Here is a 15,386-nt window from a genome sequence, read left to right on the forward strand (position 1 = left end):
GCTTGGCCAGAAAAATGAGTCGTTCTCGCTGTTCTAAACTAAGTGGTACAGAAACAATTCGAGGCATGTGTGAACATCTGTTAACTAAAAAAACTTTTTCGCATGATTAGTTATTTTTGTCAACTTACAATTTTGGTCTAATATGCCTTTTAAAAGGTGCCTCATAATAATGAAATACATCACAATATTATAAATAAATTATTTTTGGTTATCATTTTTAAAAGTTTGAAAAATAATAAATATATGATAAATATGAATTATTTGTTTTTTTGAATATTTTTGCATTTGTTTTTAGATAGAATTATATATATAGATCAATATTGGTATTAAAATTAAGGCGATTATGAAAAATATAACTATTTTAATGATGGCTTTGGTTTTTATCTTAATCTCAGCTTGTACAAGTACCACGAATTTAGGGACAGCAGGCGCAGAGCGAAAACAGTTTTTTATCGTTCCTCAAAAGTTATTAACTAAACAGGCGGATAGATCGTATCAACAATTTATTCATCAAGCGAAAGACAAACAACTTTTGATCATTGATCCGAAATTGGATCAGGTTTTAAATAAACTCAAAAAAAATGCGGAGTTTTACCGTCAAGGTTCGAGTCAATGGGATTGGCAAGTCAGTGGGAATTTAAATAAAGATTTAAATGTACATGGTTTTCCAAGTGGGAAAATTGTCATTAACACGGGTTTGTATTGGAGTTTAAAGCTGAATGAAGATGAATTGGCATTTGTGATGGCGCATGAAATGGCACATGCTCTGCGTGATCATCATCGTGAGAAGATTTCCCTGCTGTTTGCAAGTCAGGTGGCGATGATTTCTTCAACTGCGGGTATCGGTACGCTTGCTACTGCGGCCAGTAGTGTGACTGGGCAAGCTGTTTTTTTGCCTAAAGTTTCAAAATTTGAACTGGAAGCTGATGTCCTTGCACTTGATCTGATGTCGAAAGCGGGCTTTGATCCAAATGCAGCATTGAGTTTTTGGCAAAAATATCAGCAGGAAACGACACGCCGTCAAATGCTTGATGTAAAACCATTGATGACTCAAGACAGTATAGATAAGCGTAAGATTTATATTGAAAAATATTTACCTGAAATGCACATTCAATTTCAACAGGCACAGGCTGTAATGTTGAATAAAAATGCGATAACTCATGGCACATTCTAGATTGATTTAAACTAAAGCAAAGTTACAAATGATTTATTTAAATCTTGTTTTATAGTCGTGCTACAGCACTATTACATCTGATGGCTATATAAAACAATTCAATGATTCTGTAGCTATTGTATAAATTATAATCAAGCATGATGAATGGAATTCATGGTAAAATGATCGGCTTTCATCTTCTTTGATCTTTTTTCAGATCATTCCATCTGCCAGCCGAGAATTGCTAGCCATGTCTACTGCTTATACTATGCAGACTGCGCCAAAAGCGTTGTTTGATTACGACAAATATTGGGCGTCTTGTTTTGACCCTGCGCCATTTTTGCCGATGTCACGCGAAGAAATGGATCAACTCGGTTGGGACAGTTGCGACTTTATTTTGGTTTGTGGCGATGCGTATATCGATCATCCATCATTTTGTTCAGGCATTATCGGCCGTACCCTTGAAGCGCAGGGTTTCCGTGTCGGGATTATTGCTCAGCCGGACTGGACCAATGTAGAAGCATTTCGTGTGTTGGGTAAACCGAATATTGCTTGGGGCGTAACAGCCGGCAATATGGATTCGATGATCAACCGTTATACGGCTGACCGTAAAATCCGTTCGGATGATGCGTATTCTCCAGATAATCAACCGAATAAACGTCCAGACCGCGCAGCTACGGTATATTGCCAGCGTGTGCGTGAAGCTTATCCAGATGTGCCTGTATTATTGGGCGGTATTGAAGCCTCGCTGCGCCGTATTGCACATTATGATTATTGGTCAGATAAAGTCCGCCGTTCAGTATTGATGGACTCGAAAGCCGACCTATTGATGTATGGTAATGGTGAATGTTCAATCACGGAAATCATGCATCGTTTGGCCCGCGGTGAAAAAATCCAAGAGATTACGGATGTCCGCGGTACCGCATTTATTGTGAATAAAAATAACCGGGCTTCAAAAGCGAAGTTTGTTGAAATTGCTTCGAATGATGTCGATGCAATTGGCCGTGTCGATCCGATCATTAACCCTTATGTAATGACCGAAGACCTTGAAGGCTGTGAAATCGAAAAAGGCAAAGACAGCGTTACGCAATATCAAGGCTTCCAAAAAGAAGCGGTAGCAAATCCGATTGTCCGTGAAGGCGATAACTTAGACGCCGACACGCAAATCGTGCAGCTGCAGCCTGCATCAAAAGCCATTAAGCATAAATTGCCGCCGCGTGAATTGGCGGTGATTCGTTTACCTGCCTATGAAGATGTGGCGAATGATCCTGTACTGTATGCACATGCCAACCGTATTTTGCACTTGGAAACCAATCCGGGCAATGCGCGCGCGATGGTGCAAAAGCATGGTGAGCGTGATGTTTGGCTGAATGCGCCGCCGATTCCATTGACTACGGAAGAAATGGATTATGTGTTTGATTTGCCGTATGCACGTCTGCCGCATCCAGCTTATGGTGAAGCGCGTTTTCCTGCCTTTGACATGATTAAGTTCTCTGTGAACATTATGCGCGGCTGTTTTGGCGGCTGTACCTTCTGCTCAATTACAGAGCATGAAGGGCGTATCATTCAAAACCGTTCTGAAGAATCGATTTTGCGTGAAGTTGAAAAAATTCGTGATACCGCACCGGGCTTTACTGGAATTATCTCGGATTTAGGTGGTCCAACGGCCAATATGTACCGTTTGGCATGTAAAGATCCTGAGATTGAAAAGAACTGTCGTAAGCCTTCGTGTGTATTCCCGGGTGTATGTCAAAACTTACATACCGATCATGCGCCTTTAACCCAGTTATACCGTAAAGCGCGTTCATTGCCGGGGATTAAAAAGATTCTGATCGGTTCCGGTTTACGCTATGACCTTGCGGTGTTAAACCCTGAATATGTCAAAGAATTGGTGACACATCACGTTGGCGGTTACTTGAAGATTGCGCCTGAACATACCGAAAAAGGTCCATTATCGAAGATGATGAAACCGGGGATCGGGACCTATGACCGTTTCAAACAAATGTTTGATCGTTTCAGTAAGGAAGCAGGGAAAGAGCAGTATCTCATTCCTTACTTTATTGCAGCGCATCCGGGTACGACGGACTATGACATGATGAACTTAGCGATTTGGCTGAAGAAGAATGGTTTCCGTGCCGATCAGGTGCAAACCTTCTATCCATCACCAATGGCGACTGCAACGACCATGTATTACACCGGTAAAAACCCGCTGGCTAAAGTGGCGCGTTATACCGAAAATGTCGATATCGTGAAAGGTGAAAAACGCCGCCGTTTGCATAAAGCCTTCTTGCGTTATCATGATCCAAACAACTGGCCATTGCTACGTGAAGCGCTCAAAGAAATGGGGCGTCAGGATCTGATCGGGAACTCAAAACAGCATTTGATTCCGACGTATCAGCCTGCGGGTAGTGCTGAGGGCCAATACCAATCTGCACGTAAAAAGAACTCAAGCATTGCGGGTGATTCACAAAAACGTACAGGCGAACAAGGTAATCGGACGAAGGCTGCTCAATCGCGTCCTTCAAATACCAAGAAGCGTCCTGAGCGTGGTCAAATTTTGACGCAGCATACTGGTCTGCCGCCGCGTGAAACGGGTGAAGCGAAAAAACCTTTTGGCGGTTCGAAACCCAAAGGAAAATCGAAGCCTAAATCACGCGCTTAAAATGATGAAATAAAAAAAGACACTTCGGTGTCTTTTTTTATGGCTGATATGCTCGGCAGCATCAGACAGTTTGCATTTTTATATGTTGTTACAAGCTCAATGCCATATGTGCGTCGGTTATCTCAATGAAATACGAGCAAAATTTGACAGCTTATCGGAATTGTCAGACAGTGAGAGGAAATGCACTTGCTGTCGTTTTAGCGAATGATCTAAAGTATCAATATATAGCAATGGATGCTATTACTCTGAACGAAGTGGCATGTGATGTTTGACGCTTTAAGTTTGCAACTTTTTGTCAGTTTAAATACGTATTGTGTGAAAGTTAGAGTTATTTTTTTTAATAGGAAATTAAAAAAATAATACTGGTTGTATACTTCGTATTCATAAGAAGTATGTCAAAAACCAAAAATATAAGAAATATAAAGGATTATGAGATGACTATATACATAGTAATAGGGAGTATTTTACTCTTCTGTGTGCTCATAATGGCTTGGAAAAGTTTAGAAGGTGATTCTAAGCAACAAGATAGCGCATTGAAACAACGTGCTATTTTCAACATTAATGAGCAATTAACCTACACGCGTTTAAAAGAAATTTTGCCTAAGCATACAATCCTTGCGCATGTGTCTTTTGATGCACTGTTGACCACGAAATATTATCGGACGCGGAACAAGTATCGAAATATGGTGGCGGACTTTGTCGTCCTCGATGAACAGCACCAAATCTTAGCGATCGTCGCTTTAGATGATCCAATGGTACTCAAACGGATGCAGCAGTCGCAATATCAAGATGCTTTGCTCGCTTTGGCAGGCTATCGTGTCATTCGTTATGATGATGTGCCTGAGTACGTTCAATTACGCGAAGATTTCTTAAATGAGCAGCGTGTACAAGCGCCATTTGTACCGGTTAATGATTTGAAAAAATATCATTTATATTCAGATTTGGAACGTAAAAAGATCAAAATTATTGGATCTTAGGGATTCAAAGAGCAAAGCCTTTTGCAAAAAAAAGCGTGTCTTTAGACATGCTTTTTTTTAATGGTTATTTAGGCTTAATGATTATTCAGGCTTAACGGCTACGACGGTTAATTCTACCAGTACACGCGGGTCGTATAATTTGGCTTCAACACAAGTTCTGGGTAATGCTTCAATGTCTGACACCCACGCATCCCATACCTCATTGAATGCGGCATAATCCTGTTCAATATCTTTCAGATAAATGGTCACTGACATAATCTGGCTTTTATCTGTACCGGCATCTGCAAGAAATTGATCAATGATCTCAAATGTTTGCTGTGTTTGTCCTTTGATGTCTAAATCAAGGTCTGTTGCCAATTGACCTGCTAAATGGATCAATTGACCGGAAATAGCGATTTCGGAGAAGCGTTTTGAAACATGCAGGCGTTGGATGGTCATGCGGAATATCCTGAAAGCAAAAAGGTCACTTAATCTTGAGTTTTAGGCATTGTAGCTGCAACTAAGGCCGTCAATAAACAGCCGACAGCAAGGTAAATTGCCACATAATGCCATGAACCATCACCCCAAATCACCAAAGCTGCTGCAATCATTGGGGTAAAGCCACCACCGATAATACTGGCCACTTGATAGCCGACACCTGCGCCACTGTAGCGATAGGCGGTACCAAACAAGGAGGTAAAAATCGGCTGGTGTACACTCACCACCATATCATGGGCAATATTGGCAAGGAAAATTGCACCGACAATAATCAGCCAAGTATTTTGAGCATCAAGGGCCATGAAGAATGGAAAGGCAGAAAGCGCACCAATTAAGCCACCCAGCACACACATCTTACGATGATCAAATCGATCTGCTAACCACGCAAAGAAGGGAATGCTGAAGCAGCTAATTGCACCAATCATTAAGGTGATATTCAGGAAGAACTGTTTGTCCATGCCCAATTGAGCAGTGGAATAATTCAGTGCAAAGTTCGTCACCAAATACATGGTGAGTAACTCGGTTAAGCGCAGCGCAATAATGTAGAAAAAGGCTTTGGGGTGTTGGCTAATCGCTTGCAGAATCGGTAATTTTTGCGGCGTTTGCTGAGCTTTGACCACATGGTCGACAAATTCTTGTGATTCGTCTTGATCACGTCGAATCCACATTGCGATAGCCAGCAAGACAATACTGGCAATAAAGGGAATTCGCCACGCCCAATCGGCAAAAGCATCTTCACCCAAAGTGGCAATAATCAAAGACACAGCGCCTGTTGCCAGAACGAGTCCGACGCCATAGCCAATTTGTACACCACTACTGTAAAAGGCTTTTTTGCCTTTCGGGGCATTTTCTACAGCCATCAGGGCAGCGCCGCCCCATTCACCACCGACAGCAAAACCCTGTATTGCCCGAAGTGTTACGAGTAGGATCGGGGCCCACCAACCGATGGCCGCAAAATTGGGCAGTAAACCAATGCCGACCGTCGAAATCCCCATCAGGATGACGGTGAGCACCAACATTTTCTTACGACCCAGCTTGTCACCAAAATGTCCAAACACAATGCCGCCTAAGGGGCGGAACAAGAAGCCAACGCCAAAGGTCGCCAAGGCTGCCAAGGTTCCCATATTGTTGCCAATACTGGGGAAAAACTGATCTTTGAAAATGAGTGCGGCAACAATGCCATAAAGTAAAAAATCGTACCAATCGACTACGGCACCAATGAAGCTACTTAATGCGGCTTTACGAGCGCGTTGTTCTTGATTTTGTGAAATATTTTGAGGGTTTAGAGCAGATTTTGCAGAAGGCATACAGCGGGGTATTCCATGATTGACAACAGAGTTGCCCTGTAATATTCGGATTTGATCGTCACGCCAATCACAGGACAGCATGCTGAAAGTAAAGGTGATTTTCAGCATCTCAGCGCATACACGGATAATGTAGTGCGCTGATAGAGTACTCTAATTTTAGGCTTTGTGAATAGCAAATTGCTTTAATTTTGTTCTTCTGCCTAAATCTTAAGCAAATACGATCTTCTTGAAGTTTTTAGAGCAGCGAAAGTTGTGCTTCTTGGTTTTGTGCACTTAATTGATAGACACCTACGCCAATCAGACGAAATTGATCGTCCTCAGAAATATGCATTTCATGCAGTAATTGCTGCAATACCTGCGCAAGGTCTTCACGATGATTCAGTGACGTTTTAAAACTTTTACTGTGCTGTAGCACTTGGAAATTCTTCAGTTTTAATTTGGCCGATACACCGCGCGCACTTAACTGCTTTTTTTCTAAACTAGACCAAACTTGGTCAATCAGTTTGGGCCAATAGGGCTGACATTGGCTCAGGGTGAGATCATCATCAAAAGTGGTTTCTTTGGAAATCTGCTGACGCTCGCGGCTAGATTGGACCGGTCGTTCATCAATCCCTTGTGCATACAGATAAAGTTGTCGTCCATATTTACCGAAATGATGAATCAGAACGGCTTCTTCAATTTGTTGTAAATCACCCAATGTATTGAGTTGCATGGCTTTTAATTTTTCTTGAGTGACTTTTCCCACACCAGGAATTTTTTTCAGTGCCAAGTCATGGATGAAATGCAGAACTTGTGATGGTTTGATAATACAAATGCCATTGGGTTTGTTCCAATCAGAAGCGACTTTAGCCAAAAATTTGTTGGGCGCGACACCTGCGGAGGCAGTTAAACCAGTGCTTTGTAAAATCTCTGCCTGAATTCGCATAGCGACTTCGGTGGCGCTCGGAATGTGTTGTAAATTTTCTGTGACGTCCAAATAAGCTTCGTCTAAAGATAGCGGCTCAATCAGCGACGTATAGCGTTGAAAAATGGCATGAATTTGCGCCGAAACAGCACGATATTTTTCAAAATTAGGTTCGATCACCACGACCTGTGGGCAGAGTTTACGGGCCTGTGCCATCGACATTGCTGAGCGTAAACCAAACTCACGTGCAGGATAGGATGCGGCACAGATGACTGCACGAGGGTGATGTGAAGACACAACAACAGGAAGCTGCTTGAGTTCTGGACGTTCCCGCAGCTCTACTGATGCAAAGAATGCATCCATGTCGATATGTATGATTTTCCTCATACCTAGTTAGATCAGTGCCTAAAAATTGAATTTCAGTATCGCACAGTCAATCCAGCACTTTCCTCAATTTTTTAACTCGAACGACACAGGTTGACTGAGTAAAACCACCTTGGTGTTTTGAGCTGCTGCTGACTGTATCAATAGATTTAGGCTTTGATGGGTGTCATCGGCAAAGCGAGGCAAAAATTCGAGCTCTGGATTCAGTGGTTTGAAAAAATTATCCCAATGAATTGGAATCACGGTGCTGGGTTGAAGAGTCGCTAAGGTTTCTTTGAAATATTGCTGTTGAAACGCTGTCGTTTGCTTGGAAAGTTGGGCAATGCCTAAAAATAAAGTATCGACTTTTAGTTTTTGCAACTGTTTGGGCACAGCACCTGTACTGGCTTTGACTAAACTGTAATGCGGCCCATGTTGGATGAGATAATCATACGATCCACCTTCTTTAAACTGACTAAAATGTGTAGGGAGTTGCAGTGGCTGCGAAATTTCTCCCCCCAAATCATCATTAACGGCCGTTGGCGGAGTATGTTGCGAGGGGATGGCAGTAATGGTGAATTTACCGATTTGCATCGGCTGCCAAGCTTGAACTTCGTGTAATTGTGATTCAGCGACTGGCATCGACCGTGCGATATTTAATGTGCTTTTAGAGCCGACAATCATGGCCTTGGGGAGCTGGTGGGCCAACATTGGAATATCGAGTGCATGATCATAATGTGAATGAGTCACGAAAATAGCACGAGCGCGTTTTAAGTCGTATTGGTCGATATAGCTGTGTAATAAAGGCTGATCACTTTGAATCTGAGTGAATATGGTCTGACTGAGCGATGGACGAGTAAAGAAGCCATCGATGAGGAGTTGCTCTTGGCCATCGTCAAAAAGTAAGGTCGAAACACCAAAGAATTTGACGTGATAGGGCGCTGCTGAGTGTGTATATGTAGTGCTTTGTGCGGGATATTGATAATGCCACGTTTTAAACATTGCCAAGGTCCCTGAAGGTTGGATCAAGTAAGCCAATATCCCGATGGCGAGGATTATAAAGACTGAAAATATAATAAGAAAAATTTTTAAAATACGCATCCTGCGACTCAGTTTTCATGGATTATTTTGTTCGATGTTGTCCTGAGTCGGTGAATAAATCAACGGAGTTTGATCGGCGTAACGCCATTTTTGTCTAAAAAATCAGTCCATGCCTTGGCATCACCTGAAAATACATTTAAATCGACGCTGGTCGAGATGCCTTGAATTTGTCCTTGATTGGTATGTTGCCAAATCAGCCATTTCGGATTGTTTTTTAGATCGGGTGGGCCTTTATATTCGCGGACCCACAGCGGCGTCTGTTTAAACTCGCCAGCTAAGACAATATTATAAAAAGACTTCGAAGTATAAAAAATCGGTTGTTTGCCATAATGGCGGTGCAAGCGATCATGCATATAGCTGATTTCTTTGAGTAACTGCTCTTTGCTGTAGGTGTTAATGCAGTTGGTGTCATATTCCAAATCAATCACGGGAGGAAGGGCATCGGCTTTTTTCGGCACGGAAGCAATAAAATTTTCCGCCTGAATCTTGCCATCACGGCACAGACGGTAAAAATGATAGGCCCCAACTAAAAAGCCGTTTTCCCGTGCTTGTAACCAGTTGTCTTGAAATTTTCGATCTTTAAAATCGCCACCTTCTGTGGCTTTGAGATAAACGAATTGGTATTTTTTAGGTGAAATTTTTGACCATTGAATATCTTTTTGATGATGAGAAACATCAAAACCTTTGACGGGATATTCTTCTGCAGATGCAGGGCGATGCGGCATCACGGCTAAATAACCTAATCCAGCCACCACCATGACGCCGCTGATAGTGCTGAGTGCAATAATCGGGCTGTATTTTTTGAGTGAACTTTTAGAGGTACGTGATTTGGCTTTTTTAGGCATGAAAATGTATCCAAGTATCCATTTTATCATAACCCTTTAAGGGCTGATCTGTCATAGATTTGCCCGATGACACAGGTTTAGACATCCACATGTTTAGGAATCTGCCAAAAAATCGCTGCGGTAATCAGGTTAATGCAGCCGAGTAAAATCAAGGTGCTATGGAATGCTGTTTCGATTTGTGCAGGACCATAATAGGCCGTAAACACGTTGACTAAAGTCCCTGCCAAAGCCACACCAATACTCATGGATACCATCATAATCATCGACAAGAAACTGTTGCCACTGCTGGCATCTTGTTGGGGTAAATCTTTGAGGGTTAAGGTATTCATCGAAACGAATTGCAGCGAGTTTAAAATACCAAAAATAAAAAAGTGTAAGGCACGTAACCACGTGGGGGTTTCAGCCGTAGAGAGTGCAAAACTGCAAATACAGGCACCGACCAAGAAAGTATTTACCAATAACACTTTACGATAGCCAAAGCGTTGAATAATTTGACGAATAATCGGTTTGGATGCCAATGAACCGAGTACCGTCGGTATCATCAATAAACCTGTGATAAATGGCTCAAAGCCAAAAGCCACTTGTAGCATTAAGGGAATCAAAAATGGCATGGCATTGCCGCCAAGGCGGGCAAAGAAGTTGCCGATAATACCAATGGCATAGATCCGATTTTGAAATAATTTACTGCGAAACAGCGCATTGGCGTGGGTATGTGCATGAAAGGCATAGATCAAACTGGCGATGATGCCTGCTGCGACTAAAAGCAGGCTCCACCATAGCGGCAGATGCGGGCTGGCAAAGTTTTCAATGCCTAACGATAACCCCGCCATGGCGACGACCAATAAGACAAAACCCATAAAGTCGAAGCGTTGTACGCTCGGTTCGGTCACATTGGGCATGGCTTTAAAGGTAATAAGTACTCCTAACAGTCCCATTGGAATGTTTATTAAAAAGATCCAATGCCATGTTGCGACTTCCACCATCCAACCGCCAAGGGTAGGACCAATTAAGGGGCCCATTAAACCAGCAAGGCTCATCAGACTCATAGCCGATAAAAACTGTGTCCGAGGAATCACTTTGAGCATCGCCAAACGCCCAACAGGCAGCAGTAATGCGCCACCTATACCTTGAATTACCCGATAAACCAGCAGCTCATTCAGGCTATTGGCCATGCCGCAGCCTAGCGATGCTAACGTAAAAATAATAATGGCTGTGAAATACGTATTTCGTACACCAAAACGATCGGCCAACCAACCACTTAAAGGAATACACGCCGCAACGGACAAGACATAGGCCACGACCACACTATGCATTTGTAGCGGGTCTTCGCCCAAACTTCTTGCCATCGCTGGGATTGCTGTATTGACGATGGTCGTATCCAGGCCTTGCATAAAAAAGCCAATAGAGACCAAAAGCACTAGAAGTCTAAATTCGGGTTGTAAAGCCTGATGCGTTGGCGTGCTATTCATAAGTCAATAAAGCTGAGATTTTTAAACAGTTTAAATGAATATTGCCATTTGGATGTAGTAAAAGCTTTGCATAATTGAGCCAAAAAATTGCAAGAAAAATGCAATGAAAGTTTAATCTCTATGCAAACTAATGTTTATAACTTGGTCATATTTAAATAAAAGACGAATGAAAACATGAAACTACAAGTTTCGGCACTGATGTGATTAAACAAGGCGATGTGGGACCTGAAGATCTGATTTTTATTGCCGCCAAAGATTCGCCTAATGCTCAACCTTTGTTGGTGGTTAGAAATGAAGTGAACGGTAGCACTGCGGTTTATCAGATTAAATTGAAATAATTAAATTTTAAATTTTTGTTTTATTTAAAGTTTTTATTTTGATGTCGAGAAAAGCACGGCACAAAATTGTATGAACGCCAGATAAACTGTCATAATGCGCTCAAGTCCTTCATTTATTGGAGGGCTTTTTCTTTATGGCAAAGGTGTTTTGTTTTCATGACAATCGAAATTCTGATGGTCATAGGCTTCTGTCTCGCGGCCTATTCTATTGTCGGTAATGATGTGCCACAGACATTGGGAACCTTTATTTCATCCAATGCGCATCGCCCTTGGTGGCTGTTGTGGATCTATGTCAGCAGTATTCTAGCCATTGTATTGGTTTATGGTTGGTACAGTTCTGGCGTGGGGGATGCATCTTATGGTCGTTTAGAAACGATTCCATTTCCCGCAGAAGGGGTAACGTGGCTCTATATTGTGCCACCGATCTTACTGATCATTTTGACTCGCTACGGTATTCCAGTCAGTACCACATTCTTAGTGTTGACGATTTTCTCTCCGAGTAGTCTCGGGTCGATGTTAACCAAGTCGATGATGGGTTACGCGGTTGCTTTTGTTGTCGCGATTATTATTTACCGTTTTGTGATTAAAGGCATTTCGGTTTATTTCAGTAAAACACGTGATGAAACACCCTCGAATATTTGGGTGGGACTACAGTGGGTTTCGACTGCATTTTTATGGAGTCAGTGGCTGATTCAGGATTTGGCCAATATTTTTGTCTATGTCCCTCGTCAGGTACCGCTGGAGTTCCTGATTTTTGCAATTGTGGTGTTTATCGTACTGCTTGGGATCATTTTGTACCAACGTGGCGGGGCGATTCAGGGCATTATCGACACCAAAACGGGTGTGGCTGATATCCGCTCGGCAACCATTATCGACTTTATGTATGCCTTGATTTTATTGGTGTTCAAAGAGTGGAGTAATATTCCAATGAGTACCACTTGGGTATTCTTGGGCTTACTTGCAGGACGTGAATTTGCTATGTCCATGCATTTACATGAAGTGAATAAATATCGAACTTCACGAAATGTCAGCAAAGATGCGATGAAGTTGATGCTTGGTTTACTGATGAGTATTTTCTTAGCGACAACCTTGCCATGGTTCTATCGTGTGGTGTCAGGTTAAGTCGACACGATCTTGATTTGAAGTAACATCGAGCAATAAAAAAAGGGGAATACTTTATTCCCCTTTTTGACATCTAAAATACAGTTAGACCACGAAATTTTTTGGGCAATCTAAATTTTTTAGTGCACTAAAGATCTGCTTCGAAGAATTACATACGATCAGTTTGGCACGATGCTGCGGCGGCAAGAAACCTTCAGCGACCGCATGGTCTAATTGTGCAATTAGTGCATCATAGAAGCCATTGACGTTATAAAGCATCATCGGTTTTTGGTGTTGATTCAACTGTCCCCAAGTGGCGATTTCTAGAATTTCTTCGAATGTACCGAGACCACCGGGCAGGGCAACAAAGGCACTTGCACGTTCTGCCATCATGGCTTTACGCTCATGCATACTGCGCACGACGTGTAGTTCAGTCAAATGATTATGTGCAATTTCATAATCCAACATAAACTCAGGAATCACGCCAACGGCTTCGCCGCCATGTTCGACCACAGCGTCAGCGACTTGACCCATCAGGCCAATACTGGCGCCACCATAGACCAGACCAAAACCATGTTCAGCCAAGCCTTGCGCCAACGCGATGGCTTTTTCTTGATAAATTGGATTGTTCCCAGAGCGGGAGCCGCAATACAGTGCGATTAAAGGTTGTGTTGTAGCAGGAGAAGGATTACCACGTTTTTCTGTCATTTTTAATCCGCTATTCATTACGTTTTAATTTTACCTTAGCATGTTATTTTTTATGACACTACATTGGCAGCTAAATATGACAATTTAATGTCATCACTGGGTTTAAATTCTTCCATACTGAGATTGTACTTTGGTAAAAAAGGGTGAATTTTTACCTTAACTTGCTATACTTAAAACTTCATTTCAAGCTAAAGAACCGTCATGGGTAGTGGTTGTTGTCACTCAGCACACATCAAAATATTAGAAAGAACGCCATTAAAAGCGTTTGCGCATGTCCAATGCATTTCATCTTCAAATCAGCATGATCTACGTGTGAATAACATTCAGGAGATACAACCATGATCTTTGAATGGATGTCCGATCCTTCTGCATGGGTGGGTTTATTAACACTGGTGGTGCTTGAGATTGTTTTAGGTATCGATAACCTGGTTTTTATTGCGATTCTTGCGGAAAAATTACCGCCAGAACAGCGTAATACTGCACGGATTGTCGGCTTATTGCTTGCATTGTGTATGCGATTGGTCTTACTGGCCTCGATCGCATGGGTGGTGACTCTAACCAACCCACTGTTCCATATTTTCGACCATCCATTTTCCGGTCGAGATCTAATTTTACTGTTTGGTGGGGTGTTCTTACTGTTTAAAGGCACCATGGAACTGCGTGAACGTCTTGAAAACAAGCCCATGCTCAAGGAAGAAAATCCTGTGCATGCGACGTTTTGGATGGTGATTGTGCAGATTGTGGTGCTCGATGCCGTGTTCTCGCTCGATAGCGTGATTACCGCTGTCGGGATGGTGAAACACCTTTCTGTCATGATGATTGCGGTCATTATTGCTGTCGGCATTATGCTGTGGGCATCTAAACCACTGATGAACTTCGTGAACCGTCACCCAACGGTGGTGATTCTGTGTCTGTGTTTCTTGATGATGATCGGTTTCTCGCTCTTAGTCGAAGGCTTTGGTTTCCATATTCCAAAAGGTTACTTATACGCGGCCATTGGTTTCTCTGTCATGATTGAGTTCTTGAACCAAACCATGCGTCATAATCAGGAAAAAATGGTGACAACCACAGACTTACGTTATCGCACAGCCTCAGCGGTGATGCGTATGCTTGGTGGGAGAAATGTTGCAGACAATCAAAATGAAAATGAAGATGTGCTTGCAACACGTGCCTTTGCCGATGAAGTCTTTGATGAAGACAACGGGGTTTACCACAGTGTCATGGTACAAGGGGTACTGGGTTTATCTGAACGTCCAGTGAAGTCAGTGATGACACCTCGTCCTGAACTAGAATGGATTGACTTGGATGAAGCGCCTGAGGCGATTCGTGCTCAATTACTCAGTACCACGCATTCACGTTTGATTGTGGCACACGGCGAGTTAGACAATATCGCGGGTGCGGTACTGACTCATAAAGTCATGAATGACTATATTGAAACAGGCGTACTTGATTTTGAAAAGCATCTCCGTGAGCCTGTAGTGGTGCATGAAAATGCACAAGTCTTGATGGTGATGGAACAACTGCGTCAAGCGCCGTTGCAAATGGCCTTGGTGTTGAACGAATACGGTTCAATTGAAGGGATTGCAACACCAATTGATGTCTTAGAAGCGATTGCTGGTGAGTTTCCCGATGAAGATGAACCAGAGACAGCAGCAGAAAGTCTCGATGATGGTTCATTGTTACTCGATGGCTCAACCGACATTCGTCATGTGTCTTTATTGCTGGGTCGTGACTTGGTGGATGATGCTGAACAGTATTCGACATTGTCCGGATATATCTTATTTCATTTGGGCCGTTTACCAGCCAATGGTGAAAAATTCAAAGCGGATGAACACATTTTTGAAGTGGTTACGATGGATGGTCATAAGATTGAAAAAGTGCATGTCATTCCCATGCCAACTGAAGATTAAGTTGCGTATCGGGGGGTAATCTATATAGATCACTGATGTTACGCACGTAAAAGTAATTACGCATTTTTAAA

13 protein-coding genes and 1 pseudogene are annotated in these 15,386 nt (G+C 42.5%); 6 read left to right on the forward strand and 8 right to left on the reverse strand.

Annotated elements, in window-relative coordinates:
- Window positions 1-67, reverse strand: a pseudogene (locus tag FTT94_RS16815) (helix-turn-helix domain-containing protein); the annotation flags it as partial.
- A 276-nt stretch (window positions 68-343) separates the two neighbouring features.
- On the opposite strand from FTT94_RS16815, the gene FTT94_RS02380 reads away from it, so the two are divergent.
- The 3 genes from FTT94_RS02380 (at window position 344) to FTT94_RS02390 (ending at window position 4,792) form a co-directional block, all read left to right on the forward strand.
- On the forward strand, window positions 344-1,174 hold the full coding sequence (locus tag FTT94_RS02380) for a M48 family metallopeptidase (RefSeq protein WP_180170170.1): 831 nt from the start codon (window positions 344-346) through the stop codon (window positions 1,172-1,174).
- 229 nt (window positions 1,175-1,403) lie between these two features.
- Complete coding sequence (locus tag FTT94_RS02385) at window positions 1,404-3,815, forward strand: YgiQ family radical SAM protein (RefSeq protein WP_180170171.1); 2,412 nt, start codon at window positions 1,404-1,406, stop codon at window positions 3,813-3,815.
- A 434-nt stretch (window positions 3,816-4,249) separates the two neighbouring features.
- A complete protein-coding gene (locus FTT94_RS02390; RefSeq protein WP_078189487.1) occupies window positions 4,250-4,792 on the forward strand; it encodes a DUF2726 domain-containing protein in 543 nt (180 codons plus the stop codon).
- 81 nt (window positions 4,793-4,873) lie between these two features.
- Here FTT94_RS02390 and FTT94_RS02395 read toward each other — a convergent pair whose 3' ends face one another.
- From FTT94_RS02395 to mdtD, 6 genes are all read right to left on the reverse strand, one after another.
- Window positions 4,874-5,230: a RidA family protein gene (locus FTT94_RS02395; protein WP_180005213.1), complete on the reverse strand. Its 357-nt coding sequence runs from the start codon at window positions 5,228-5,230 to the stop codon at window positions 4,874-4,876.
- A gap of 29 nt (window positions 5,231-5,259) precedes the next feature.
- Window positions 5,260-6,576 carry a shikimate transporter gene (gene shiA / locus FTT94_RS02400; protein ID WP_180170210.1) on the reverse strand — a complete coding sequence of 439 codons (1,317 nt, stop codon included), beginning with the start codon at window positions 6,574-6,576 and terminating at the stop codon, window positions 5,260-5,262.
- A 235-nt stretch (window positions 6,577-6,811) separates the two neighbouring features.
- Window positions 6,812-7,867: a DNA polymerase IV gene (dinB, locus tag FTT94_RS02405; RefSeq protein WP_180170172.1), complete on the reverse strand. Its 1,056-nt coding sequence runs from the start codon at window positions 7,865-7,867 to the stop codon at window positions 6,812-6,814.
- Between the two features lie 63 nt (window positions 7,868-7,930).
- Window positions 7,931-8,944, reverse strand: coding sequence for an MBL fold metallo-hydrolase (locus tag FTT94_RS02410; protein ID WP_180170173.1), 1,014 nt, complete (start codon window positions 8,942-8,944; stop codon window positions 7,931-7,933).
- 59 nt (window positions 8,945-9,003) lie between these two features.
- A complete protein-coding gene (locus FTT94_RS02415; protein ID WP_180170174.1) occupies window positions 9,004-9,789 on the reverse strand; it encodes a GH25 family lysozyme in 786 nt (261 codons plus the stop codon).
- A gap of 77 nt (window positions 9,790-9,866) precedes the next feature.
- On the reverse strand, window positions 9,867-11,258 hold the full coding sequence (mdtD, locus tag FTT94_RS02420) for a multidrug transporter subunit MdtD (RefSeq protein ID WP_180170175.1): 1,392 nt from the start codon (window positions 11,256-11,258) through the stop codon (window positions 9,867-9,869).
- A gap of 200 nt (window positions 11,259-11,458) precedes the next feature.
- Here mdtD and FTT94_RS02425 point away from each other — a divergent pair, with 200 nt between their 5' ends.
- Both FTT94_RS02425 and FTT94_RS02430 read left to right on the forward strand, forming a co-directional pair.
- Window positions 11,459-11,596 carry a hypothetical protein gene (locus FTT94_RS02425; RefSeq protein WP_162689750.1) on the forward strand — a complete coding sequence of 46 codons (138 nt, stop codon included), beginning with the start codon at window positions 11,459-11,461 and terminating at the stop codon, window positions 11,594-11,596.
- Window positions 11,597-11,752: 156 nt separating this feature from the next.
- On the forward strand, window positions 11,753-12,718 hold the full coding sequence (locus tag FTT94_RS02430; RefSeq protein ID WP_111884840.1) for a hypothetical protein: 966 nt from the start codon (window positions 11,753-11,755) through the stop codon (window positions 12,716-12,718).
- A gap of 84 nt (window positions 12,719-12,802) precedes the next feature.
- Here FTT94_RS02430 and FTT94_RS02435 read toward each other — a convergent pair whose 3' ends face one another.
- Entirely contained in the window at window positions 12,803-13,423 is a 621-nt protein-coding gene (locus FTT94_RS02435) for a TIGR00730 family Rossman fold protein (protein ID WP_078189478.1), read from the reverse strand.
- A gap of 320 nt (window positions 13,424-13,743) precedes the next feature.
- Here FTT94_RS02435 and FTT94_RS02440 point away from each other — a divergent pair, with 320 nt between their 5' ends.
- On the forward strand, window positions 13,744-15,315 hold the full coding sequence (locus FTT94_RS02440; protein WP_180170176.1) for a TerC family protein: 1,572 nt from the start codon (window positions 13,744-13,746) through the stop codon (window positions 15,313-15,315).
- Window positions 15,316-15,386 lie beyond the last annotated feature (71 nt).

The sequence above is a fragment of the Acinetobacter sp. YH12027 genome (assembly GCF_013420085.1).
GTDB classification, from domain to species: domain Bacteria; phylum Pseudomonadota; class Gammaproteobacteria; order Pseudomonadales; family Moraxellaceae; genus Acinetobacter; species Acinetobacter amyesii.

Bases quoted from the DNA above. Each gene is read 5' to 3' on its own strand.
- FTT94_RS02380 (WP_180170170.1), top strand. From the start codon at position 344: ATGAAAAATATAACTATTTTAATGATGGCTTTGGTTTTTATCTTAATC.
- FTT94_RS02385 (WP_180170171.1), top strand. From the start codon at position 1,404: ATGTCTACTGCTTATACTATGCAGACTGCGCCAAAAGCGTTGTTTGAT.
- FTT94_RS02390 (WP_078189487.1), top strand. From the start codon at position 4,250: ATGACTATATACATAGTAATAGGGAGTATTTTACTCTTCTGTGTGCTC.
- FTT94_RS02395 (WP_180005213.1), bottom strand. From the start codon at position 5,230: ATGACCATCCAACGCCTGCATGTTTCAAAACGCTTCTCCGAAATCGCT.
- shiA (WP_180170210.1), bottom strand. From the start codon at position 6,576: ATGCCTTCTGCAAAATCTGCTCTAAACCCTCAAAATATTTCACAAAAT.
- dinB (WP_180170172.1), bottom strand. From the start codon at position 7,867: ATGAGGAAAATCATACATATCGACATGGATGCATTCTTTGCATCAGTA.
- FTT94_RS02410 (WP_180170173.1), bottom strand. From the start codon at position 8,944: ATGCGTATTTTAAAAATTTTTCTTATTATATTTTCAGTCTTTATAATC.
- FTT94_RS02415 (WP_180170174.1), bottom strand. From the start codon at position 9,789: ATGCCTAAAAAAGCCAAATCACGTACCTCTAAAAGTTCACTCAAAAAA.
- mdtD (WP_180170175.1), bottom strand. From the start codon at position 11,258: ATGAATAGCACGCCAACGCATCAGGCTTTACAACCCGAATTTAGACTT.
- FTT94_RS02430 (WP_111884840.1), top strand. From the start codon at position 11,753: ATGACAATCGAAATTCTGATGGTCATAGGCTTCTGTCTCGCGGCCTAT.
- FTT94_RS02435 (WP_078189478.1), bottom strand. From the start codon at position 13,423: ATGAATAGCGGATTAAAAATGACAGAAAAACGTGGTAATCCTTCTCCT.
- FTT94_RS02440 (WP_180170176.1), top strand. From the start codon at position 13,744: ATGATCTTTGAATGGATGTCCGATCCTTCTGCATGGGTGGGTTTATTA.